Raw genomic sequence first — 23,035 nt, 5'->3', positions numbered from 1 at the left:
AAAGCGAACGCTCCGCTCACCATGATGACCCTGAGCGTAGTCGAAGGGTTCATCGGGTCCCCCGGCAGAGCGCCAGCGCTTTGGCGCCGATGTCCTTGCGATAAATCTTCCCGTCAAACTGGATGGCTTCGACCGCTTGGTAGGCGTATTTTCGGGCCTTTTCCAACGTCTCAGCCACCGCGGTTACGCCCAACACGCGTCCGCCGGAGGTGACCACCCCCTGAGAGGTGGCTTGTGTCCCGGCATGATAGACCTTCACCTTCTGCCCTGTCACGAGCGCTGACGAAAGACCCCGGATAAGTTTGCCCTTGGCATAATTCGCCGGGTAACCTGATGAGGCGAGCACCACACAGAGGGTCGATCCTTTCTTCCATCGAACCGGTGTTTCGGCTAGGCGCTGATCCGCGACCGCGGCCAGCACATCCGCCAGATCGCTTTCCAGAAGCGGCAGAACCACCTGGGTCTCCGGGTCACCGAAACGGACGTTAAACTCCAGAACCTTCGGCCCCTCATGCGTCAGCATGAGCCCGAAGTAAATGATGCCACGGTAATCGTACTTCTCCGCCGCAATGCCCCGCATGAACGGTTTGAAAATCAGCTCGTCGATCTGCTGGTTCATCTCCGGACTGACCACCGGCGCCGGAGCGTAAGCGCCCATCCCGCCGGTATTCGGGCCTTCGTCGTTGTCGAGCAGGCGCTTATGGTCCTGTGACGCCGGCATCGGGACGAGGGTCTTCCCGTCGCAAAAGGCCATGATCGTCGCCTCTTCGCCTTCCAGGCATTCTTCAATCACAGCGGTGGATCCGGCCGAACCGAAAATCTCTTTTTCCATGATCTGAAAGAGGAAATCTTTGGCCTCGACCTGGGTCTGGCAGACTTTCACGCCTTTGCCAGCGGCCAACCCGTCGGCTTTGACCACGCTGCGGCCGGTCCAGTGGGTGAACTGATAAGTGCCTTTGCAGAGGTTGGGAATCACTTCATAGCGGGCGGTGGGAATCCCGTACTTGCGCATGAAGTCTTTGGCGAGGGATTTGCTGCCTTCCAGACGCGCCGAGGTTTTGGTGGGGCCGACCACGCGCAGGCCTTCGTTCCGGAAATGATCCACCAGTCCGTCGACGAGCGGCGCTTCCGGGCCCACCATCGTCAGATCGACTTTATTATCCTTGGCAAAAGCCAGGAGCGACCGGATATTGTCCGCCGGGAGCGCGACGCATTCCGCTTCCTGGGCAATTCCGGCATTGCCGGGCGCACACCAGAGACGTTTCACCTGGGGACTTTTGGCCAGCGCATGGACGAGCGCGTGCTCCCGCGCGCCGCTGCCGATGACGAGAACTCTCATAAATTAGCAGACGGGCTTGATGTCTTTTTTTTCAAAATCGAAGAGCGGGATCGGATACTGATCCGTGAAACAGCCGACGCAAAACTGTTTGCGCGTTCCGCCGCAGGCCTTCAGGAGCCCTTCCACCGACAGATACGCCAGACTCTCCACCCCGAGGTAGTCACGAATCTCGGCAACCGAGTGATTGGCCGCGATCAATTCCTTTTTCGTCGGGGTATCGATCCCGTAGTAGCAGGAGCCGATGATGGGCGGCGAGCTGATGCGCATGTGAATCGCTTTCACACCCACCCGGCGAAGCATCCGGACCAGCTTACGACTTGTGGTCCCCCTGACGATGGAGTCATCGACGAGAACGATGCTTTTTCCCCTCAACACGTCGGGCACAGCATTGTACTTAATTCTCGCTCCAAAATCGCGGATGGACTGACGGGGTTCGATGAATGTCCTGCCGATATAATGGCTGCGGATCAGACCCAGCCCGTAGGGAATACCGGACTCCTCCGCATACCCGACCGCGGCCACATTGGCGGAGTCCGGGACCGCTACCACCATATTCGCATGCGCCGGCGCTTCCCGCGCCAACTGACGGCCCAGTTCGGTCCTCGCCGCGTAAACGCTTTTGCCGAAAATCAGGCTGTCCGGACGGGAAAAATAAATGTGCTCAAAGCTGCAAAATGCGGTCTGCGGCCGCTGGGCGAAGATCGTGGATTTCATGCCGCCGCCGTTAATGTACACCAGCTCGCCGGGGCGCACTTCCCTGATAAATTTGGCTCCGACGATATCGAACGCGCAGGTCTCCGAGGCAACCAGGGTGGCTCGGCCCAGCCGGCCCAGAACGAGCGGCCGCACGCCGTACGGGTCCCGCACCGCGATCAACTCCTTCTTGGTGCAGAACACCAGGGAGTAGGAGCCTTCCACCTGCCGGAGGCTCTCGATGATGGCGTCACGAAGGTTCGACGCGCGGGAGCGTGCGATCAGATGCAGCAGCACTTCGCTGTCGGAGGAAGTCTGAAAGATCGAGCCGCCGGCTTCCAGCTCGCGGCGGATGCTGATGGCGTTCGTCAGGTTGCCGTTGTGCGCAAGCGCCAGCGTCCCGTGAGACGTGGTGGCCATGAGCGGCTGGGCGTTGCGCATGCTCGTGTCACCCGCAGTAGAGTAACGCACATGGCCGATCGCCAGGCGCCCTTTGAGCGATTCGAGGATGCTTTTGTCAAACACATCCGCCACCAGGCCCATGCCCAGGTGTTTGGTCAGCTGATGTCCGTCGGAGACCGCGATGCCGGCCGATTCCTGGCCCCGGTGCTGCTGCGCATAAAGGCCGAGATAAGCGATCCGCGAGGCATCCAGGTGATGCTGCACGCCGATCACCCCGCATTCATCATGAAAATGGTCGTTCAATGGAGTCATGGTTATATTTTACCTTCTGCACGGACCGCGGCTTGAAAAAATTGCAGACCCACGGGCGCTTCTTTGCCGGTATCCATCCGCCGGGTCCATTCCGGATGCTGGGTGCGCACCGCATGGCGCTCGGGATGCGGCATCAGCCCCACCACGTTGCCCTGCGGATTGCAGATGCCGGCGATCGCATGAACCGAACCGTTCGGGTTGCTGCCGTCATAGCGGAAAACCACCTGGCCCTTGCGCTCGAGCGTGGCCAACGTCTTCGCATCCAGCGGAATGAATTTCCCCTCGCCATGCGCGATCGGCAGCTCCCATGAGATGGCCGTGGTATTGAGCCAGCGGCACGCGGATTTCTCGCGCTTCAAGCGGACCCAGTGGCACTGGAACTCCCCGGAGTCGTTGGACGCCAGCGTCGCGGTCTGAAGACCGCCGGAGCCGCCGGGAAGAAAACCGGTCTTCACCAGCACCTGGAAACCGTTGCAGATGCCGATGACCCGCTTCCCTTCGGCGATAAATTTGTCCATCGCAGGACCCAGCCGGAAACGCAGTTCGTTCGCCAGAATCTTTCCCGCGCCCACATCATCGCCGTAAGAAAAACCGCCCGGGATGACCAGGAGCTGAAACTCCTCGAGGGAACGCACACCGGAGAAAAGCTGGTGAATGTGCAGGATCTCCGGCTGGGCTCCGGCTAAGCGCAGGGCTTCCGCAGTTTCCTGATCGCAGTTAGTTCCCGCGGTACGAAGCACGAGGGCTTTAATGACACTCATAACGCTTCCCAAGCCTTTCTCAAAGCAGAGAGCGGCTCACGAACGAGAACGCGCTGTTTGTCGGCCTGGCGAATAACCAGCGTTTTCGCGAGGGTGACCTGTCCCATATAACTAAAAAACCCGCGCAGGAGACCTTCAAACGAATGACGCGCGGCCTCCGGAACCTCGACAATAAATCGGCTGGGGGTCTCGGAGAAAAGGAGCGAAACATCCGACAGCGAACCCGCGGTCAAGAGACGCCCCACATCCAGGTCCATCCCCAGATTCCCGGCAAACGCCATCTCGGCAGCCGCGACCGCGAGCCCGCCCTCCGAGAGGTCGTGACAGGCGCGCACATATCCTTTTTGGATCGCCTGATAGAGGAGGTTAAAAAGCGTCTGCGCCTGAGCCACTTGAACATGCGGGACGATCCCCTTCGCCGGCTGGCCCAACACCTTCCAGAGGTGCGCGCCTCCCAGTTCGTCCCGTGTCTCACCCAGAAGATAAACCCAGTTGCCGGGTTCTTTCAGATCCATCGTGACCGCGCGGGTGACATCCGGGATCACCCCGATGGCGCTGATCAAAAGACTGCGCGGGATGGAACGCAGCCGGCCCTGGGTATCGCGCCAGGTGTTATTCAGGCTGTCCTTCCCTGAAATAAACGGCACACCATAGCCTTTGCTCAGGTCGTAACAGGCCTGGCAGGCGCGCACGAGCGCCGCGAGTTCCGTCGGATCTTCGGGATCGCCCCAGCAGAAATTATCCAGAATGGCCGCATGCCGGATGTCTCCGCCGACCGCCACCAGGTTCCGTAGCGCCTCGTCAATCGCACAGGCCGCCATCCAGTAGGGATCGGAATCCGAGTAAGAAGGATTAAATCCGTTCGAGACCACCACACCCAGGGAAGATCCAAGGCGCGGGCGGAACACACACGCGTCGCCGGGACCGCGCTGATCAAACCCGACAAAGGGTTTCACCACGCTTCCCCCCTGCACTTCATGATCGTATTGGCGCACGACCCATTTCTTTGACGCGATGTTCGGGTGAGCCAGAAGTTTCAGCACCAGCTTTCCAAGATCCTGCGTCCGGACGCTTCCACTGAGGGCCAACGGCTTCGATGCCTTCAGTTCGGGCTTGCTCCGCCAGACCGCCTTGCGACGGACGCGCGGCATGCCGTCATGGAGAAACACCATCTCCATGTCCGCGACGGTATCTCCGCTGTAACGAATCACCAAACGGCCGTCCCGGGCAAACGTCCCGAAAACGGTGGCTTCCACACCCTCGGACTGGCAAAGCGCCTCGAGCGCCGGCCAATGCTCCGGCGGCACCGCCAGAACCATGCGCTCCTGGCTTTCAGAAACCCAGATCTCCCACGGCAAAAGTCCCTGATATTTCAGCGGGGCTTTTTCCAGATCGACTACCACACCGGTCTCGGCGCCCAGCTCACCGACCGCGGAGGAGAAGCCGCCGGCGCCGCAATCCGTCACCGCCCGGAAAAACCCTTGATCCCGGGCCTGAAGCAGGACATCCATCGTCCGCTTTTCCATAATGGCATGGCCGATCTGCACCACGCTCGAGGTGATCCCCTCCTCGAGGGCGGCGGAGGAAAAGGTCGCCCCGTGAATCCCGTCGCGCCCGGTGCGCCCGCCCAATGTGACGACATAATCGCCCGGCTGGACTTCTTTATTGACCTTATCTCGAGGCAGAAGCCCGACGGTTCCGCAAAACACCAGCGGGTTGGCGACAAACCCTTCGTCAAAGTACACCGCGCCATTAGCGGTGGGAATCCCCATCCGGTTGCCGTAATCGCGCACCCCGGCCACGACCCCGTTGATGATCCGTTTCGGCGACAGCACCCCTTTTGGAATTTTGCGCGCGGGCAGATCCGCCGGAGCAAACGCGAAGACATCGGTATTCAAAACCGGTTTGGCGCCCAGGCCCACGCCAAGGATATCGCGGATCACGCCGCCAATGCCGGTGCCGGCGCCGCCGTAAGGCTCCAGCGCTGACGGGTGGTTATGGGTTTCCACTTTGAAGGCCACGCCCCACTCGTCGTCGAGCGCAATGACCCCGGCGTTGTCGCGGAAGGTGGACCAGCACCACGGCCGGTCCAGTTCCTGCGTCGCGCGCATGATCGTGGATTTCAGGAGGTTGTCGTAGACGCGCGAGCCGCGCCCTTCTTCCTCGTATTCAATCACCCCGCTGAACGTTTTGTGCTTGCAGTGTTCGCTCCAGGTCTGGGCGATCGTTTCCAGCTCCACATCAAATGGGTCCCGGCGCTGTTTCTTAAAGTAGCTCTGGATGGTTTTCATCTCGTCGAGCGTCAGGGAGAGCAGTCCTTTGCGGCTGATCTCCAACAGTTGAGAGTCGCTGGCCGCGGTGAGCGGAACGGTTTGCGCAAACGGATTATCTTTCACGCTTTTAATCGACATGGATCAGGGAATCGTGTACGAGAGGATTGGCCAGAAGCGCTCCGGCGATTTTGCGGGCAGGTTCCGCGGTTCGCAGGCCCCACAGCCGGTAGCGCATGCCGGTCCGGACTTCGGAAACACCTGAGATCGAGAGGTCCTGAATGCCTTTCAAAACGCTTTCACCGACCACATCGGTCACGCCGGTCTTAAACCAGACATCGATCACCGCGACCGTTGGATGGGCTTTGGAGCGGGACAAACCGGACGCCGGGACCCCCACCGTTCCGTCACCGGAGTCTTGAACGATGGGGTCGCAGAGCAGGTCTTTGGCGATCCGGTTCCGGTCTTCCAGCGACAAATTTCCAACCAGACGATACAACTGAGCGGTCGTGACGTACTGGACGGCGTGGGTGCCCAGGTGATGGAGTTCGCCGGCCAGTTTCCGTCCGACAGGATCGGAGACGCCTTTTTTGTGACTGACCTCAATGATATAGGTGCCCCGCATCGTTAATCTCTTTTGTCGTCATCCCCGAGTGCCTCTGTCGGGGATCCATGGATCCCCCGCCAGAACCCGCGGGGGATGACGGTCTGTTTTGGTCTGGCTCGTCTAAGGCTTAAAAGTTTTCCCCGTGATGCGCTTGAACGCTTCCATATACTTCTCGCGCGTCCGGCTCACCACCTCCGGCGGAAGTTCCGGCACCGGCGGCTGCTTGGCCCAATGGATGGACTCCAGATAGTTGCGGACAAACTGCTTATCAAAACTGTCCTGCGATTGTCCCGGCGCCCAGCCCGCCTTTTCCCAGTAGCGGGAGGAATCCGGCGTCAGGATTTCGTCAATCAGAATGACCTCGCCGTTCAACACCCCGAACTCGAATTTCGTGTCGCAGAGGATCAGCCCGCGCGCTTCGGCCAGGCGAGAGGCTTTCTCGTACAACACCAGACTGTGGTGGCGCAGGGTGTCCGACAAGGGCCGCCCGATCCGCTGGACCATCTGCTCAAACGAGATGTTCTCGTCGTGTTTGCCCTGTTCTTCTTTGGTCGCCGGGGTAAAGATCGGTTCCGGCAGCCGGTCGGACTCCCGGAGTCCCGGGGGCAAGGACACACCGCAGACTTTTCCATTTTTCTGATATTCTTTCCAACCGCTGCCCGCCAGGTAGCCGCGGACCACACACTCGATCGATATCTTCTCTGTTTTCCGGACGAGCATGGTCCGGCCTTTCAGTTCGGCGCAATAGGGCGCCAGCATTGCCGGAAAATCCTTGACCCGCGTAGAAATCAGATGATTCGGCACGATCGACGACAACTCCTCGAACCAGAACACCGACATCTGGGTAAGAATTTTGCCCTTATCGGGAACAGCGGTCGGCAGGACATAATCGAACGCGGAGATTCGGTCCGAGGCGACCATGAGCAGCCGGTCTCCCAGATCATAAACATCGCGCACTTTTCCCCGGATAAATACCGGCAGCGGCAGCGGGGTCACGGTCGCGTTTCCCATATCAGTTCACTCCCATTCGATGGTGGCGGGCGGCTTTGACGAAATGTCGTAAACAACGCGGTTAATGCCCCGGACATCGTTGATGATGCGGCTGGACATTTTGGCCAGTACGTCGTAGGGCAGCGGCACCCAGTCCGCGGTCATCCCGTCGGTTGAAAGCACGGCGCGGATCGCCACCACATTTTCATACGTCCGTTCATCGCCCATGACCCCTACGGAGCTGACCGGCAGAAGCACAGCAAAGGCCTGCCACATCTTGGTGTACCACCCGGCGGAGCGGATCTCCTCTTCGACAATCGCATCCGCACGGCGGACCAGCTCCAGCCGTTCCGGTGTAATCAAGCCCAGCACCCGCACCGCCAGGCCCGGCCCCGGGAAGGGATGCCGCTGAAGAATATCCTCGGGGATGGCGAGCTCTTTACCCAGCGCGCGCACCTCGTCCTTGAACAGGAAGCGCAGCGGCTCGATCAGTTTTAAATGCATGCGATCCGGGAGTCCTCCGACGTTGTGGTGGGTTTTGATCGTGGCCGACGGGCCTTTCACGGAAACGCTTTCGATCACATCCGGATAGAGCGTCCCCTGAACCAGAAACTCGACCGGACCGATCTTCTGGGCCTCTTCTTCGAACACCGCGATGAACTCCGCTCCGATCGCCTTGCGTTTGCGTTCCGGGTCCTTCACGCCTTCGAGCGCGCGCAGGAACCGGGCCGTGGCATCAACAATCCGGAGCTCGCCCTTGAACCGCGTTTTAAAAATCCGTTCGATCCGCTCTTTTTCCCCTTTGCGGAGAAGGCCGTTGTCCACAAAAACGCAGGTGAGCTGTTTGCCGATGGCCCGGTCCACGAGCGAGGCCGCGACCGAAGAGTCCACTCCTCCGGACATAGCGCAGATAACGTGGCCGCTGCCGACCTGCTCCCGGATAGCTTTCACCTGGGTCTGGACAAAGGACTCCATCGTCCAGGTCGGTTTTTCCTTGCAGACGTTGGACAGAAAGTTTTGAAGCATGCGCGCGCCAGACGGCGTATGCTGCACTTCGGGATGGAATTGAACTCCATAGAACCGTGTCTTCAGATTGGCGATCGCGGCAAACCGGGAATTCTTGGATTGAGCCAGACACACAAACTCCGACGGCATTTCGTCCGCCGCATCGCCATGGCTCATCCAGACCGGAAGTTTTTCATCCAGGCCACCGAAGAGTCCGTTGGATTCCACCACCTGGATTTCCGCTGGACCGTATTCCCGGTGATCAGCCTTCTTGACACGTCCCCCGAAATGTTCCGTCATGAGCTGCATGCCGTAGCAGATCCCCAGGACCGGAACGCCCAGGGTCCAAATGGCCGCATCGGGCCGGGGCGCATCGGCCGCATAGACGCTGGAGGGACCGCCGGAGAGAATGATCCCGGACGGTTCCCGCTTCCGGAGTTCGTCTGCGGACGTGCGGAACGGAAGGATCTCGCAATACACCTTGGCTTCGCGGACACGGCGGGCGATGAGCTGCGTGTACTGGGAACCGAAGTCGAGGATAACAATCATTCTATTTCCCCATCCCCACGCGCTGCGCTTTCTGGAAGATCTTGCCCTCATGCTGGATCGCCGGAGCGATGATGAGCTCGGTGAGCTGCAGTTCCTTGATCGTGCGGGCGCCGACGGTCCCCATGCAGGTGCGCAACGCGCCGACCAGATTTTGGGTCCCATCGTCTGTCCGTGCCGGGCCGTAGAGAATTTCATCCAGGCTTCCGGTGGTGCCGACATGAATGCGCGTGCCGCGCGGCAGGTTGTGATGCGGCGTGGCCATGCCCCAGTGGTATCCGCGGCCGGGCGCTTCTTTGGCGCGGGCAAAAGCCGATCCGACCATCACCGCGTCGGCGCCGGAGGCGAAGGCTTTGCACATCTCCCCGCCCATGTTCATTCCGCCGTCGGTGATAATCGAGACATAGTGTCCGGTGCGTTTGTAGTAGAAGTCCCGCGCGGCCGCACAGTCGACGGTCGCGGTGACCTGAGGCACCCCGATGCCCAGGACGCCGCGGGAGGTACAGGCCGCTCCAGGTCCCACGCCGATCAGAACGCCGGCGCAACCGGTATCAAAGAGTTCCAGGCAGGCGTCGTAGCTGACGGTATTTCCAAGGACCACCGGGATCTTAAACCCGGCCACAAGTTTTTTGAGGTCAACGATTTTGTACTTGGTCGCGATGTGGCGCACGCTGGTCACGGTGGATTGAACGAAAAACAAATCCGCCCCGGCTTCTTCGGCGATGGCGCCGAAGCGTTCGGCGTTCTGAGGAATGCAGGACACCGCGACCAGGACTTTCCCGGCCTTGATTTCACTGACGCGCTGGGCCACCAGCTTTTCTTTGACGGGTTCTTTATAAAGCTTCTGGACGAGCTCGGTGGCGGCTTCCGGCGGCGCGGCCGCGATCTTCTCATACACCTCATCCACGTTCTCGTAGCGGGAATGAATGCCGTCGAGGTTCAGGACCGCCAGGCCTCCGAGTTTGCCCATGGCCACGGCAAATTTGGCGTCCACGACACCGTCCATGGCGCTGGCCAGAAACGGGATTTCCAGTTTCTGGAGACCGATCTTGGTGGTGATTTCAACTTCTTCCGGGTTAATCGTCAACGCTCCGGGCACCAGAGCGATTTCATCGAATCCATAAGCGCGGCGTGCTTCACGATCGCGCCCTACAAAAAATGCCATACATCCTCCTTAAACTGCACAATTACGCTATTACGGGATAACGTAATAGCGCCCTATATATCGCGTTATCGCGCCTTTGTCTAATGGCGTTATTGCGCCATTAGACCTTGGGCGGTGTTAACACCGTCTGGCGCTGATACTTCCCCTGTTTATCCGCGTAGGAGGTCTTGCAGACCTCGTCTGACTCCAGAAACAAAATCTGAGCCACGCCCTCACCCGCATACACTTTCGCGGGCCAGGGAGTCGAATTCGAAATTGAAAAGGTCAGCCGGCCCTCCCACTCGGGTTCCAGCGGCGCCAAAGCAATGTTAATACCGCAGCGGGCATAGGTGGATTTGCCCTGGCAGATCACGAGTACTTCGCGCGGAATCCGGAAATACTCGAGGGACTGCACGATCGCCATCCCATGCGGAGGCAAAAGGCACTCATCCGCTTCAAGGGTCTGGTAGCCGGTGAGATCAAATTTTTTCGGGTCTACAACGCCGCGGTGAACGACAGCAGGGTCCAGCACCTTAAAATGCCGGGCCAGACGAATGTCATACCCGTACGAGGAAACGCCATACGAAATCACAGGGCGGACGCCCTCGGGAGTTTCGACGGAACGAACCTGCTGCGCCTCAAAGGGTTCGATCATCCCTTTCTCTTTCGCCATCTGGATGATCCACCGGTCCGATTTGATCATGAAACGGAAACTCCTTTGAGAGACGCCGGCTTCGACGTCCCGGCGCGCCGGACGCGTTTCCCTCCGCGGCCGGGGTGCATGGCCGGGGGTTTGGCGGGCTCTTCCTGCCGGAGTTTCTCCAGCTCGTCCTGAAAGGCCCGGATATCCTGAAATTGACGGTACACAGAAGCAAAACGGACGTAGGCGACCGGGTCGATGTCCTTCAGCTTCTTCAGCACTTTCTCGCCGATTACGCGGGACGGGACCTGCATGACATAGTCCTGAAGCTCGTATTCGATTTCAGAAATGAGACGCTCGATGGCATCGGCCCCGATGGGCCGCTTCTCGCAGGCGCGGGCGATGCCTTCGCGCAGTTTTTCCCGGCTGAACGGCTCGCGCCGCTCGTTAGATTTGATCACCATCAGAGGGACATCTTCCAGGCGTTCGTACGTGGTAAAGCGCTTCTGGCAGGATTGGCACTCACGGCGCCGGCGGATAATGCTCGCGCCCTCCAGGGGCCGGGAGTCTAAAACGCGGTCTTCTTCATGACCACAATAGGGACATTTCATAGAAGGCGACGGAATTCGATTTTTTGAGTTCGGATTTCAGGCTCGACTACTACCTGTTGGAAACATCCACACTATAACAACAACCCCTTGTAGGGGTCAAGCTTCCGACTGGCGCTTGTTCTTATTTTAGATTTCGTGCGGGAGAGAGGAACGACAAGGATGTATGTTTGATCCCACGAAGATTCTGTAAATCCTTCTGAAACCGATCCAGATCCGGGGCTTTGCCGCGCAGAAGAATGGTTTCCACACAGTGGTGATGATCCAGATGAAAATGCTGGGACCCGAGAATAGTGGCCGGAATGTCGTGCTGGAGATGGAGCATCCGGCTGACCAGGTTCCGCTGGTGATGATCGTAAACTATTCCGACAATTCCGATGACATCCCCTTGCGTCTGTTGTTCCCGGCGAGTCGTCTGATGGCGAATCATCGCTCGCAATGCATCGGAACGATTAGGGAAGATCCGCTGGCGAACCTGATCATCCACCAGCTTCAGAATATCGGATTCAACGGAAACGCTGAATCGTCTCAAAGGACTTCGTTTCTTGTCCACGGGACAACATTATACATCGCTTACTCCGCATAGGAGGTGACTACCATCATCGACTCCATCGGACGATTGAAGACCCGATGGGTCTGTTCATGGAGATCGATCTTTTGAGCAAACCATTCGTCCAATTCTTTGGCGAAGGCCGGGAGCAAGCGGACCGCTAAACCACCGCGGGTTTCGGCGTTGACCAGTCGGACACAAAACTCGGGAGAAGCCTTGAACCGGATGCTATCTTTCCCGAAAGTGGCTCCAGTGGCGACTTGCAGCCCATCAATGGCGCAGCGCTGTGGAGGCTTGTCAGTCCCTTCAACGACCACCCGAATCCCCGAGAAACGTTTGGCGGTGAGCCGGGTTAATGCCATATCTCCGATGCGCGCTCCGATGACCACGTAAGGACCCAGATGGCCATGAAAGGCCTCGAGTTCCGTCAGCGTTGTCTGCTTCGGTGCCGTGTGTTTGAAATCAACGGCCCGCAAAGCAACCGCCAGAAGCCCGAACGCGGCCAGGGATCCGATCCCCAGGATTTGTTTTTTCGGCATGGTTTCCCCCCTTTAAAATTCCACTTCGATACCGCTCATGGCCCAGCGTCCCGGCATGGCGTAGCCGGAAATTAGTTCGTAGTACTGATTGAAGAGGTTATGCACCTCGGCATACAGACGCATGGCTCGATTCAGCCGGTAACGCGCCGACAAGCCCACGATGGTGTAATTGGGCAGGCGGGTGCGAACATAGTCGCTGCCGAAGAGCGCTTCCACCCGTTCCACCTTCAGTTCATCCGAGAAACGTCCAATGGTGGTACCCGCCGAGAGCGTGTAGCGCCGGAGCGGCGTTGCGTTGGTTTCATTGCCCGGGTCCTGCCAGGTCCCCCCCAACGACAGGTCAAAGAGCGGAGAGAAAGGCGCGTGAACACTCGCCTCAATCCCTCGGTGGATAAAAGCTCCCGAGTTCTGGTATTTGAGGGCCGGCGCGACTCCCTCGGTACGGATCAGATTGGAGCCGTCGATGTAGAAACCCGTGACTTCGGCCTGGACCCAGCGGATCTGCTGAACCACGCCTGTTTCATAGGTCCAGGCGCGTTCCGGTCCGAGGTCCCGGTTGGCAGTCGCCAGGTTCAGCCGTTCTGAAACGGTGGGCGAACGGAAGCCCTTGGAGACCGACCCTTTGAGATGCGTATCCGTTGAGACGCCCAGATCAAAACCCGTTTGCGGTAAAAATTCCCATCCGTACTCCTGATGATGGTGCAGACGGGCGCCGGCGCTGGTTTCCAGACGCTCCCAGGGCCGGGTTTTGGACAGGACGAAAATCCCCTGTTCCAGCTGGGTACGGGTCGGATAGAGAAGAGGAGTCGCGGAGGTGTCCTGCCCGGACCCGCCGGCTTCGCGCAGGTCATAGCCGGTCTGCACTTCGAGCGATTCGAGAGGCTGAAACGTCCGGGAGAGGGACCCGCCGTAGCTGCGGTCAACCGAATCCCAGTAATAATTGGTCACCGACGTATTGCGGATCACGTTGTGACCGTAATCCATGAACAGATGCAGCGAACCGTCGCCGGGAATCAGGCTGTCTTGAACAATCAGGTCGGTACCGGTGCGCTGGCAGCGTGACCATTTGTCCAGTTTTCGCCCGCGGGACTGGAGCGTCAGCACCTCGCTGAGCGATCCAGGGTCCTGGACAAAGGAATCGTTGTGGCGCGCGGCCAGACTGACATCGACCCGGGACTGCGGTTTCCACCCGAGGAGCGTGTAAAAACTGTTGCGGTCCGCCGCGGAATTGACGCGGTGCCCGTCCGTGGCACGGAATCCGCCGGCCAGGTAATAGTCAAAACCTTTGCCTGTGTTTCCCCCCTGCTGGACAATGACCTGGCGAGTACCGAAGGATCCGCCGCCCAAGTCCAGTGCCGTCTCATACCCAGGGGTCTTGCGGCGCCGGGAGATCATGTTCACGGATCCGCCGATGGCGCCTCCGCCGTAACGGACGGAATCGGCACCGCGGACCCCTTCCATCTTCTCGAAGCTTTCCGTGGTATAGGCATCATAAAGCCCGTGCCCGAAGATCCCCATGGCATCCGGACGACCGTCGCGCAAAAAGAGAGTCCGTTGACCGGTATTAAATCCCCGGATCGAAAGACCGCCGGCCCCGCCGGGCCCAATACCAAAACCGAGTGGCGAGCGCTCCGGGGAAAATACTCCGGGGATATCGCGGATGGCCGTACTGGCCGTTCCGGCCTGCTCCGAATCCAGAGGATCTGACAGGGAAATGTTCTCCTGATTCTGTCCCGCCATGGAGAGCCGTTCCCCCCGAGAAGCCGTGCGGGTCAAATCCAGCGATACCTCCGCTGTTCCCCGCGCCCCTTGCCCCGCCAGCAAAAGCAGGCAAACGACGATCAACCCACAGCAACGACTCCCATGACTAAGCGTGTTTTTTCCTTTCTGAATGAAACGTTATGATTATCGAGATTTCATGTATGTTACGTGTATAATTTTCGTAACACCTTAACAAAGCAGACGGGTCGTGTCAAGCCGGCCAGAGAATTTTATTTGGAAGGATGGGGAGACGGGCCCGTATTATCCGAAGCGGTGACTGGCTGGGGGCGCGCGCCGGAGCCGAACGCCTCCGCCCAATAGCGGATCACCCGGACGGTCTTTTGCCACCAGCGTGAGGCGTTGCTCGGCGGCGGGTACGCATAGTGGGCGACGGAAGTCGTTGAGGCTTGGACAGCGGTGGAAGAGAGGACTGGTGAAGCCGCTTGCAGGCTAAAGGCGGCTTCGAACAACAGTAGAACAAAAATCTTGCGCGCGTTCACCGGCTAAATAATACGGCTCAGCGTATCCTTATCGAAGAGATAAATCTTTTCCATATTGAAAACGACCTCGATCTCCTCATTGACCTTGGCTTCGCACTCGGGTTCGACTTTAGCGATCAGCGTGTTTTTGCCGGTGTTGAGGTAGAGCATCACTTCGCTCCCCATGGGTTCCACCACTTCAACCACGGGCGCGGCCGTATGGCCTTGAGGGGGCGTATTCCCCGCATAAGCGCGATCATAGATATCTTCGGGCCGCACACCGAGAATGACGGGTTTGCCGATATACGCCGTGGCGGCCTTCTCCATAGAGGGAAGGAGCTGTAAACTGAATTTCCCTTCATCGAGCCAGAGGGCCCCTCCGCGGCGCGCCACGTCCACGTCCATAAAATTCATGGGCGGGCTGCCGATGAAGCCGGCGACAAATTTGCTTTTGGGCTGGTTGTAAATGTCGAGCGGTTTGTCGACCTGGATGATCGCGCCGTCTTTCATGACGCAGATCCGGTCTCCCATGGTCATGGCTTCCACCTGGTCGTGCGTGACGTAGATCATGGTGGTTTGAAGACGGTTATGAAGCTTGGAAATCTCGGTGCGCATCTGCACGCGCATCTTGGCGTCCAGGTTGGAGAGCGGTTCGTCGAACAGGAAGACCTTCGGCTTGCGCACGATGGCCCGCCCCACGGCGATGCGCTGCCGCTGGCCGCCGGACATCTCTTTCGGACGGCGTTTCAGCAGATGGGTCACGTTGAGGATTTCGGCGGCTTCGCGCACGCGGCTGTCAATTTCCTTTTTACTGAACTTCCGCAGCTTCAGCCCGAAAGCCATATTGTCATACGCCGACATGTGCGGATAGAGCGCGTAGTTCTGAAAAACCATGGCGATGTCCCGGTCTTTAGGCGGGATGTTGTTGACCAGGCGGTCCCCGATCCAGACTTCCCCGGAGGTGATCTCCTCAAGACCCGCGATCATCCGCAGCGTGGTGGTCTTGCCGCAGCCGGACGGACCAACTAGGACACAAAACTCCCGATCCGGAATTTCCAGATTGATATGGTCCACAATAACGTTATCGTTGATTGTTTTAACGATGTCACGCAGGAGTACGTTGGCCATGACTCCTGGGGTTACACCTTTGGCTTGACGGGCGCTGCGTTCGAAGCTTTTTCTTCCGCTCGCGCGCTCGCATAATACGTCTGCAGCGGGGAGACGGTCCAGTGGCCATCCCGGATGGCCCGAATACCGGATAACGCGGCCCGCGCCGCGGCCAGCGTGGTCACGATCGGCACATTATGCTGCAGCGCCGCCTGCCGGATCGTAAACCCTTCGGACCGCGTCCGTTTGCCCGACGGCGTGTTAATCACCAGCGATACATCCCGATTTTTGATCACATCCGCCACGTTCGGCCTGCCTTCCGTTAATTTCAGGACATGCCGTACCTCGAGGTTCTGTTGCCGGAAATAGGCCGCGGTCGATTCCGTGGCGTACAGTTCAAATCCGAGTTTCTTCAGCTCCCTCGCGATATGGCACATCGCCGGTTTGTCGCGGTCAGTCACACTGATCAGGACCCCTCCCGATTTCGGCAGCTCCGATCCCGCGGCGGACTGCGACTTGGCAAAGGCACGGTTAAAATCCTGATCAATGCCCATGACCTCGCCCGTCGAGCGCATCTCGGGACCCAGGATCGCGTCGACACCGGGGAATCGCATCCAGGGAAGGACCGCTTCTTTCACCGCCACCCACTTCATCTGCGGCCCTTCTTTAAGAAGTTTAGCCGGGAGAAGGTCCTTGAGCTTGCGCCCCACCATCACCCGGGCGGCTAATTTCGCCAGGGGAACGCCGGTCGCCTTCGACACAAAAGGGACGGTACGGCTGGCTCGTGGATTGGCCTCCAGGATATAAATGATTCCCTCGCGGATTGCGAATTGGATATTCATCAATCCTTTGACTTGAAGGCCTTTGGCCAACTGTTCCGTATACTGCCGCAGGGTGGCCAGATCCTTAGCGGAGAGCGTCCGGGACGGAAGCACGCAGGCCGAATCTCCCGAATGAATACCGGCCTCCTCGATATGCTCCATGATGCCGCCGATGTAGGTATCTTCCCCGTCGCACAGCACATCGACATCGAGTTCCGTGGCGTTATCCAGAAATTTATCGATCAGAATGGGATGCTCGGGCGAGACCCGCGTGGCGCGCTCGATATAATCGGCCAGCATGCTCTCGTCGTAGACGACTTCCATGGCGCGTCCGCCCAGCACATAGCTCGGCCGGACCATGACGGGATAACCGATGTGCGTGGCGCAAGCCCGGGCTTCCTCAAACGAACGGGCGGTGCCGTTCGGCGCCTGCGGAATCCCCAGCTTGGTCAACAGGGCGCCGAAGCGCTGGCGGTCTTCGGCCAGATCAATGGAATCCGGCGACGTCCCCAGGATGGGAACCTTCGCCCGTTCCAGCGGGATGGCCAGATTCAACGGCGTCTGGCCGCCGAACTGGACAATCAGGCCTTCCGGTTTTTCCTTCTCAACAATATTGAGGACGTCTTCCAGCGTTAAGGGCTCAAAATAAAGTTTGTCGGAGGTGTCATAGTCGGTCGAGACGGTCTCCGGATTGCAGTTCACCATGATCGTCTCGTAGCCTTCTTCTTTCAAGGCCATCACCGCGTGCACACAACAGTAGTCGAATTCGATGCCTTGCCCGATTCGGTTGGGCCCGCCGCCGAGGATCATGACTTTTTTGCGGGCCGTTGGCGCGGTTTCGTCTTCTTCCTCATAGGTGGAGTAAAAATACGGGGTATACGCTTTGAATTCAGCCGCGCAGGTATCCACGGATTTATAAGTCGGCAGGACTCCCGCCTGATGGCGCCACTGGTTGACTTCTTTTTCCGTGACGCCGCGCAGTTTGGCGAGCTGAAAATCAGAGAAACCGTGACGCTTGGCTTCCAGCAGGAGGTCCTTTTCCAGAGGATTCGAAGGCGCGGCAAGAATCTGTTGTTCCATCGCCACGATTTCTTCAATCTGGCTGATGAACCAGGGATCGATCTTCGACCACTCCACAATCTCTCGGGCCTGGATCCCGGCTTTGAGAGCGACACGGATGTAAAAGATCCGGTCGCAATTCGGCACGCGCAGGCGGTCCTTCAGCAGATTCAAAAGGCGTTCGCGTTCGGTTTCGGAAGCCGCCTCGAGCGTGCCCAGGCCTTCCCCGGGACTTTTCGTATCCGCTCCCAAGCCCTGGGAGCCGATTTCCAGTCCGCGCAGCGCTTTCTGAAGCGCTTCCTTAAAGGTCCGCCCGAGCGCCATGACTTCCCCGACGGATTTCATGGCGGTGTTCAACGTCTGATCAGCGGCGGTAAATTTTTCAAACGCGAAACGGGGGACTTTCACAACAATGTAATCGATCGCGGGCTCAAACGACGCCGGCGTTTTCTTTGTGATATCGTTGGGAAGCTCATCCAGACGGTATCCGACCGCCAAGAGCGCAGCGATCTTGGCGATCGGGAATCCCGTCGCTTTGGATGCCAGCGCCGAGCTCCGCGAGACCCGCGGGTTCATCTCAATGACCACCCGCTCGCCGGTCTGGGGGTTCACCGCGAATTGAATGTTGGAGCCGCCCGTATCCACGCCGATGGCCCGGATACAGGTGAACGCATCGTCCCGCATGGCCTGGTACTCGCGATCGGTGAGCGTCTGGATCGGCGCCACCGTAATGGAGTCTCCGGTGTGAACCCCCATCGGGTCCAGGTTTTCAATGGAACAGATCACGACACAGTTGTCCGCCACGTCGCGCATGACTTCCAGCTCGAACTCTTTCCAGCCGATGACGGATTCTTCCATCAGCACTTCATTCACCGGGCTGGCCTCAAGACCGCGCCGGAGCGCTTCCAGGAGCTCATCCTTGGTATACACCGTGCCCGACCCGATACCGCCCAGCGTGAACGACGGCCGGATAATCAGCGGGAATCCGATACTACGCGCGACTTCTTCGCCTTCAGCGATCGATTTGGCGTAGCCGCTCTTAGGCACTCGCAGGCCGACTTCCTGCATGGTTTTCTTAAAGAGTTTGCGGTCTTCGGCCTTCTTGATGGCGGGCAGTTTCGCGCCGATGAGTTCGACCTTATATTTATCGAGAATGCCCTTCTCCGCGAGCGCCACCGCCAGGTTCAAGGCGGTTTGTCCACCCAGCGTGGGGAGCAGCGCCTGCGGCCGTTCTTTGGCGATCACTTCTTCCAGAATCTCCAGCGTCAACGGTTCCACATACGTGGCATACGCCAGTTCCGGGTCTGTCATGATGGTCGCGGGATTGGAGTTCACCAGGACAATCCGGTAGCCTTCCTTGGCCAGCGCTTTGAGGGCCTGGGTTCCAGAATAATCAAATTCACAGGCCTGGCCGATCACGATCGGGCCGGAGCCGATGATGAGAATGGTCTGGATGTCGGTCCGCTTCGGCATCAGTTCTTCCCCGCCATTTCACCGACAAAACGATCAAAGAGATAGCGGGCATCATGAGGACCCGGCGCCGCCTCGGGATGGTATTGCACGGCAAAAATGGGAAGCGTCCGGTGGCGCAGGCCTTCACAGGTATGGTCATTCAAATTCATATGGGTGACCTCCACGTCGCTGGCCGGAAGCGAAGCCGCATCCACCGCGAAACCATGATTCTGGGACGTGATCTCGACTTTGCCGGTGGTCAGGTCCTTCACCGGATGGTTGCCGCCCCGGTGACCGAACTTCAGTTTGAAGGTTTTTCCCCCCAGGGCCAGCCCCAGGAGCTGATGTCCCAGACAAATCCCCATCATGGCGAAGCGTTCTTTCACCGGCCGCTGGGCCAGATGCTTGACGAGCTTACGCAGAGCGTCGATTCCGTACGATACCGCGGACGGATCTCCCGGGCCATTGGAGATGAGGATCCCGTTGGGCTGGAAGGCCAGAATTTGTTCAGCGGTCGCCTGTGCCGGCACCACGATTACCTGGCAATTCCGCTGGCTGAGATTCCGCAAGGTGTTGTATTTTACGCCGAAATCCATCACCACAACGCGGTAAAGCTCTTCCGCGGCCAGGACCGGCGCTTTCTCAATCGTGCGCCGGATCCAGCGCCCGCCCCGTCCTCCAATGGAGTGCTCAACGGTCGGGGCGGTCCCGACAATCGATAACGTCGACGGGAAGACGGGACCGCCTTCGCGGGTCCACTGATACGGTTTCTCGCACGTCACATTCTTGGCTAAATCCGATCCGGCCATGGAGGGTACGGCCCTGGCTTTGGCGACGAGGTTTTTGGGATCCAGGTCGCGAGTAGAGACGATTCCGCGCAGCGCGCCGGTGTCCCGGATATGCTTGGTGAGCGCGCGCGTATCAATATCGGTGACGCCCACCAATCCGTAACGCTGCAGGTAAGCCGGCAGACTCTCTTTGGCCCGCCAGTTCGAGTACAGCCCGCTGATCTGGCGGACGATGAGGCCTGCTCCGAAAGGTTTCCGGCTTTCGGCATCTTCTTCATTCACTCCGTAGTTGCCGATATGCGGGGAGGTCATCGTAATGATCTGTCCTTCGTAGGAAGGGTCTGTCAGAATCTCCTGATACCCCGCCATCGAGGTATTGAACACCACTTCCCCGGCGGTTTCCCCTTCCGCGCCGAAAGAAGTCCCCAGAAAGGTACGACCCGATTCGAGAGCTAACAAGACCTTCATAAAATCACCTGTAGGGGCGGGACCGCTGTCCGCCCGGACATTGCAATGGCGGGCGCACAGCTGTGCGCCCCTACGTTCAAGGTTTCCACGGGAATTTGGAGTCCAGGATAATGGTTTCCTCTCGGCTGCGGCCCAGCGAAATCATGGCGAACTTCGCTCCCACCAGCGTTTCCAGACGCTTGATATAGCGCCGGGCATTCGCCGGAAGCTGTTCGTAACGCGTCATGCCGCGGATCGATCCGTGGAAGCCGGGCATTTCCTCATAGACCGGCTCGGCTTGCGCCTGCAGGAAACGATCGCTTGGAAATTCCTTTAAGATCTTCTTCCCAACGCGATAGGCCACGGCAAACTTGATGGGATGGACGCCTTCGAGGACATCCAGCTTGGTCAGCGCCAACCAGCTGGAGCCGTTGATCCGGACCGCGTGGCGGACCGCCACCGCGTCAAACCATCCACAGCGCCGCGGGCGGCCCGTGGTCGCGCCGAATTCCATCCCCCGCTGACGCAAAGATTCGCCCAGCTCGTCTTTCAGCTCCGTAGGGAAAGGACCTTCGCCGACGCGCGTGGTATAGGCTTTGACGACTCCCAGCACTGAATCAATCTTCGTGGGCGCCAGTCCCGAACCGATGCAGACGCCGCCGGCGACCGGATTCGAAGACGTCACATACGGATAGGTGCCGAAATCCACATCCAGCATTGTGCCCTGGGCGCTCTCAAAAAGCACCCTCTTGCTCGACTCGATCGCGCGGTACACGAACTGGGGTCCATTCACGATGAAGGGCGTTAAAAAGGTTCGCAGGCTGTTGTAGCGTTTTAAAACTTTGTTTCGAATCTGGCTGAGCGAACCGAAACGCGTGAGGAGGGGCGCTTTTTCCCGGAGGTTACGCTCCAACAGGGGGCGAAACACCGCGGGATTCATGTAATCGGCGATTCGAATTCCGGTTCGTCCCACTTTGTCGGAGTAGGTGGGCCCGATTCCGCGCCGAGTGGTTCCAATTTTGACAGGACCGCTGGCATCCTCCCGCAGACAATCCAAATCGCGATGGTAGGCCAGGATCACGTGAGCCGCATCCGCGATAAACAAACGCCCCCGGACGCGAATTTTTCGTTTTTCCAGGAATTGGATTTCTTCGTAAAGGGCTTCCGGGTCCACCACAACCCCGTTTCCGATCAGGCATTTCTTACCCGGCTGGAGGATTCCCGAAGGAATTAAGTGAAGAACGAAATGTTTTCCATCGAAGATAACGGTATGCCCGGCGTTGTTGCCGCCCTGATAGCGGACCACCACATCGGACTGGCGCCCGAGCAGATGAACAATCTTTCCCTTGCCTTCATCGCCCCACTGGACCCCCACGACCACGAGCGTGCTCATGACGGCGGGCGGCCTTCCAGAAGTTCCGTATGCACTTTCACGTGGGTCTGCTGACCGATCTGCGTGAACCATTGATTGAAGACAAACACCGCTTTTTCCTGCAACAGCTGGTCATGGAAAGCCGCTTGTCCCTTTTCATACCCGGTCATCTTCCCCGCGTGCGCCAGGGCATACGCCATTTCGTCTTCTTTTTCCGTCACCTGGATACACGACTGAATCAACCAGCGCAGTTTGTAAAAGGCGATGGACTTGCGTTGTTCCTCCTCAAAATCCCGGGGATCCGTCTTCAACTGGAACTTGAGCGCCTGGAAATAAAGCCGGGGGTCAAACTGTCCTTTCGTCTGGAAGGCGGGGGTTTGAATCAAGGAATTGATCACCTGATTATCGGTTACAAAAATCCCGTACGCTTTGGCCAGGCGGTCAAACACAACACCCTGGACCAGGTCACGGATGGCTTCCTCTTTTTTTTGTTTGCGAGTGGCCTCGTCCGAACGCTTCTCGGGAGGGAGCTGCTCCAGAGCGCGCTCGTACTGGGTGTAGAAGAGCCTCAGGGGAACCTTTTCCCCATCCACGTTGACCACCGTATCGTTCGGACTCCCTTTTGGACTCCAGAAGTAGCCGCCAAAACCCAGGAAGGTACCCAAAAGAAAAATAACAACCGTGAAGAGGAAAAGTTGACTTCTGTACTTTCGGAAGTAATTCATCATGGCGGTTTAATTTTGCACACAAAGACCAGCTCTGACGGCCCCATCATTAGGCGGTCAGAGCTGGTATTCGGGGTGCGGATCTATTTTAAGAAAAGCGCTGCCAGAAGGCAAGTTTTATGTCCCCTCACCCCGGCCCTCCCCCTCCACAGGGGGAGGGAGACGCCAAAAACAAAACCCTCTCCCTGTTGAGGGAGAGGGTCGCCAAAGGCGGGGTGAGGGTTATTTAGCTGACGTTGACCTCGAGAATTTTCGCTTTTTCCGAAGCCATCAAACAGCTTCCTTCAAAAATGGCCCCTTCGGCGATGAGCAGCTGAGGCGCATGAAGATCGCCGAAAACCTGGGATTTCGTTAAGAGTTCGAGGGATTCGGTGGCGTGGATATTGCCGGTGACCTTGCCGCCGACCACCACGGTGCGGGCGGAGACGTCTCCCTGCACTTCGCCGGCCTCGCCGATGATCACGCCTTCGGCGGAAACGCCGCCTTCAATTTTTCCGTCAATGCGTACGGAACCTTTGGAACGGATGGTCCCTTGCAAAGACGATTCAGCGCCGATGATTGTTTCCAGATGTGATTCGGATCTCGCCGCAGGATTCTTACTTGCACCAAACATTGCGC

The 23,035-nt window shown here is 58.5% G+C and carries 19 protein-coding genes and 1 pseudogene; all 20 read right to left on the bottom strand.

The features are described from left to right. Positions 1–49: 49 nt before the first annotated feature. The 20 genes and pseudogenes from purD to WC859_07645 all read right to left on the bottom strand — a co-directional run bounded on the left by purD (position 50) and on the right by WC859_07645 (position 23,030). On the bottom strand, positions 50–1,339 hold the full coding sequence (gene purD / locus WC859_07740; protein ID MFA5976035.1) for a phosphoribosylamine--glycine ligase: 1,290 nt from the start codon (positions 1,337–1,339) through the stop codon (positions 50–52). Positions 1,340–1,342: 3 nt separating this feature from the next. After that, on the bottom strand, positions 1,343–2,746 hold the full coding sequence (gene purF, locus WC859_07735) for an amidophosphoribosyltransferase (GenBank protein MFA5976034.1): 1,404 nt from the start codon (positions 2,744–2,746) through the stop codon (positions 1,343–1,345). 2 nt (positions 2,747–2,748) lie between these two features. Further along, a complete protein-coding gene (purQ, locus tag WC859_07730) occupies positions 2,749–3,507 on the bottom strand; it encodes a phosphoribosylformylglycinamidine synthase I (GenBank protein ID MFA5976033.1) in 759 nt (252 codons plus the stop codon). Continuing rightward, a complete protein-coding gene (gene purL, locus WC859_07725; protein MFA5976032.1) occupies positions 3,504–5,918 on the bottom strand; it encodes a phosphoribosylformylglycinamidine synthase subunit PurL in 2,415 nt (804 codons plus the stop codon). The genes purQ and purL overlap by 4 nt, the downstream gene beginning before the upstream one ends. Beyond that, on the bottom strand, positions 5,908–6,402 hold the full coding sequence (locus WC859_07720) for a phosphoribosylformylglycinamidine synthase subunit PurS (GenBank protein ID MFA5976031.1): 495 nt from the start codon (positions 6,400–6,402) through the stop codon (positions 5,908–5,910). The genes purL and WC859_07720 overlap by 11 nt, the downstream gene beginning before the upstream one ends. Before the next feature lie 102 nt (positions 6,403–6,504). Continuing rightward, positions 6,505–7,395 (bottom strand): phosphoribosylaminoimidazolesuccinocarboxamide synthase, encoded by an 891-nt coding sequence (locus WC859_07715; protein MFA5976030.1) that lies wholly within the window; start codon positions 7,393–7,395, stop codon positions 6,505–6,507. A 6-nt stretch (positions 7,396–7,401) separates the two neighbouring features. Next, positions 7,402–8,928, bottom strand: coding sequence for a glutamine-hydrolyzing GMP synthase (gene guaA, locus WC859_07710; GenBank protein MFA5976029.1), 1,527 nt, complete (start codon positions 8,926–8,928; stop codon positions 7,402–7,404). Between the two features lies 1 nt (position 8,929). Further along, positions 8,930–10,090, bottom strand: coding sequence for a GuaB3 family IMP dehydrogenase-related protein (locus WC859_07705; protein MFA5976028.1), 1,161 nt, complete (start codon positions 10,088–10,090; stop codon positions 8,930–8,932). A gap of 100 nt (positions 10,091–10,190) precedes the next feature. Next, the gene (gene dcd, locus WC859_07700; protein MFA5976027.1) at positions 10,191–10,772 is read right to left on the bottom strand and encodes a dCTP deaminase; all 582 of its coding nucleotides are present in this window, start codon (positions 10,770–10,772) and stop codon (positions 10,191–10,193) included. An 89-nt stretch (positions 10,773–10,861) separates the two neighbouring features. Continuing rightward, positions 10,862–11,320, bottom strand: a pseudogene (gene nrdR, locus WC859_07695) (transcriptional regulator NrdR). A gap of 121 nt (positions 11,321–11,441) precedes the next feature. Beyond that, positions 11,442–11,870, bottom strand: a complete 429-nt coding sequence (gene nikR / locus WC859_07690; GenBank protein MFA5976026.1) for a nickel-responsive transcriptional regulator NikR — start codon at positions 11,868–11,870, stop codon at positions 11,442–11,444. 20 nt (positions 11,871–11,890) lie between these two features. Then, complete coding sequence (locus WC859_07685; protein ID MFA5976025.1) at positions 11,891–12,406, bottom strand: formylmethanofuran dehydrogenase subunit E family protein; 516 nt, start codon at positions 12,404–12,406, stop codon at positions 11,891–11,893. A gap of 12 nt (positions 12,407–12,418) precedes the next feature. After that, positions 12,419–14,251, bottom strand: a complete 1,833-nt coding sequence (locus WC859_07680) for a TonB-dependent receptor (protein ID MFA5976024.1) — start codon at positions 14,249–14,251, stop codon at positions 12,419–12,421. Positions 14,252–14,397: 146 nt separating this feature from the next. Beyond that, the gene (locus tag WC859_07675; GenBank protein ID MFA5976023.1) at positions 14,398–14,667 is read right to left on the bottom strand and encodes a hypothetical protein; all 270 of its coding nucleotides are present in this window, start codon (positions 14,665–14,667) and stop codon (positions 14,398–14,400) included. Positions 14,668–14,670: 3 nt separating this feature from the next. After that, a complete protein-coding gene (ugpC, locus tag WC859_07670) occupies positions 14,671–15,774 on the bottom strand; it encodes a sn-glycerol-3-phosphate ABC transporter ATP-binding protein UgpC (GenBank protein ID MFA5976022.1) in 1,104 nt (367 codons plus the stop codon). An 11-nt stretch (positions 15,775–15,785) separates the two neighbouring features. Then, positions 15,786–19,106, bottom strand: a complete 3,321-nt coding sequence (gene carB, locus WC859_07665; GenBank protein MFA5976021.1) for a carbamoyl-phosphate synthase large subunit — start codon at positions 19,104–19,106, stop codon at positions 15,786–15,788. Then, entirely contained in the window at positions 19,106–20,341 is a 1,236-nt protein-coding gene (carA, locus tag WC859_07660; GenBank protein MFA5976020.1) for a glutamine-hydrolyzing carbamoyl-phosphate synthase small subunit, read from the bottom strand. Before carA ends, carB begins: the two co-directional genes overlap by 1 nt. A gap of 76 nt (positions 20,342–20,417) precedes the next feature. Then, positions 20,418–21,713, bottom strand: coding sequence for an adenylosuccinate synthase (locus WC859_07655; GenBank protein MFA5976019.1), 1,296 nt, complete (start codon positions 21,711–21,713; stop codon positions 20,418–20,420). Further along, a complete protein-coding gene (locus tag WC859_07650; protein MFA5976018.1) occupies positions 21,710–22,420 on the bottom strand; it encodes a SurA N-terminal domain-containing protein in 711 nt (236 codons plus the stop codon). Before WC859_07650 ends, WC859_07655 begins: the two co-directional genes overlap by 4 nt. A gap of 223 nt (positions 22,421–22,643) precedes the next feature. Beyond that, the gene (locus WC859_07645) at positions 22,644–23,030 is read right to left on the bottom strand and encodes a polymer-forming cytoskeletal protein (GenBank protein MFA5976017.1); all 387 of its coding nucleotides are present in this window, start codon (positions 23,028–23,030) and stop codon (positions 22,644–22,646) included. Between the last annotated feature and the right edge of the window lie 5 nt (positions 23,031–23,035).

The organism is Elusimicrobiota bacterium (assembly GCA_041660185.1).
Taxonomy (GTDB): domain Bacteria; phylum Elusimicrobiota; class Elusimicrobia; order 2-01-FULL-59-12; family 2-01-FULL-59-12; genus JBAZWU01.
This window is presented reverse-complemented; position numbering and strand designations above follow the sequence as displayed.

What these genes read in the sequence shown, in the direction of transcription:
- purF (MFA5976034.1), bottom strand. Translation starts at nt 2,746, where the DNA reads ATGACTCCATTGAACGACCATTTTCATGATGAATGCGGGGTGATCGGC.
- dcd (MFA5976027.1), bottom strand. Translation starts at nt 10,772, where the DNA reads ATGATCAAATCGGACCGGTGGATCATCCAGATGGCGAAAGAGAAAGGG.
- WC859_07720 (MFA5976031.1), bottom strand. Translation starts at nt 6,402, where the DNA reads ATGCGGGGCACCTATATCATTGAGGTCAGTCACAAAAAAGGCGTCTCC.
- carB (MFA5976021.1), bottom strand. Translation starts at nt 19,106, where the DNA reads ATGCCGAAGCGGACCGACATCCAGACCATTCTCATCATCGGCTCCGGC.
- WC859_07645 (MFA5976017.1), bottom strand. Translation starts at nt 23,030, where the DNA reads ATGTTTGGTGCAAGTAAGAATCCTGCGGCGAGATCCGAATCACATCTG.
- WC859_07650 (MFA5976018.1), bottom strand. Translation starts at nt 22,420, where the DNA reads ATGATGAATTACTTCCGAAAGTACAGAAGTCAACTTTTCCTCTTCACG.
- WC859_07655 (MFA5976019.1), bottom strand. Translation starts at nt 21,713, where the DNA reads ATGAGCACGCTCGTGGTCGTGGGGGTCCAGTGGGGCGATGAAGGCAAG.
- carA (MFA5976020.1), bottom strand. Translation starts at nt 20,341, where the DNA reads ATGAAGGTCTTGTTAGCTCTCGAATCGGGTCGTACCTTTCTGGGGACT.
- WC859_07715 (MFA5976030.1), bottom strand. Translation starts at nt 7,395, where the DNA reads ATGGGAAACGCGACCGTGACCCCGCTGCCGCTGCCGGTATTTATCCGG.
- purQ (MFA5976033.1), bottom strand. Translation starts at nt 3,507, where the DNA reads ATGAGTGTCATTAAAGCCCTCGTGCTTCGTACCGCGGGAACTAACTGC.
- purL (MFA5976032.1), bottom strand. Translation starts at nt 5,918, where the DNA reads ATGTCGATTAAAAGCGTGAAAGATAATCCGTTTGCGCAAACCGTTCCG.
- purD (MFA5976035.1), bottom strand. Translation starts at nt 1,339, where the DNA reads ATGAGAGTTCTCGTCATCGGCAGCGGCGCGCGGGAGCACGCGCTCGTC.
- ugpC (MFA5976022.1), bottom strand. Translation starts at nt 15,774, where the DNA reads ATGGCCAACGTACTCCTGCGTGACATCGTTAAAACAATCAACGATAAC.
- guaA (MFA5976029.1), bottom strand. Translation starts at nt 8,928, where the DNA reads ATGATTGTTATCCTCGACTTCGGTTCCCAGTACACGCAGCTCATCGCC.
- WC859_07705 (MFA5976028.1), bottom strand. Translation starts at nt 10,090, where the DNA reads ATGGCATTTTTTGTAGGGCGCGATCGTGAAGCACGCCGCGCTTATGGA.
- WC859_07685 (MFA5976025.1), bottom strand. Translation starts at nt 12,406, where the DNA reads ATGCCGAAAAAACAAATCCTGGGGATCGGATCCCTGGCCGCGTTCGGG.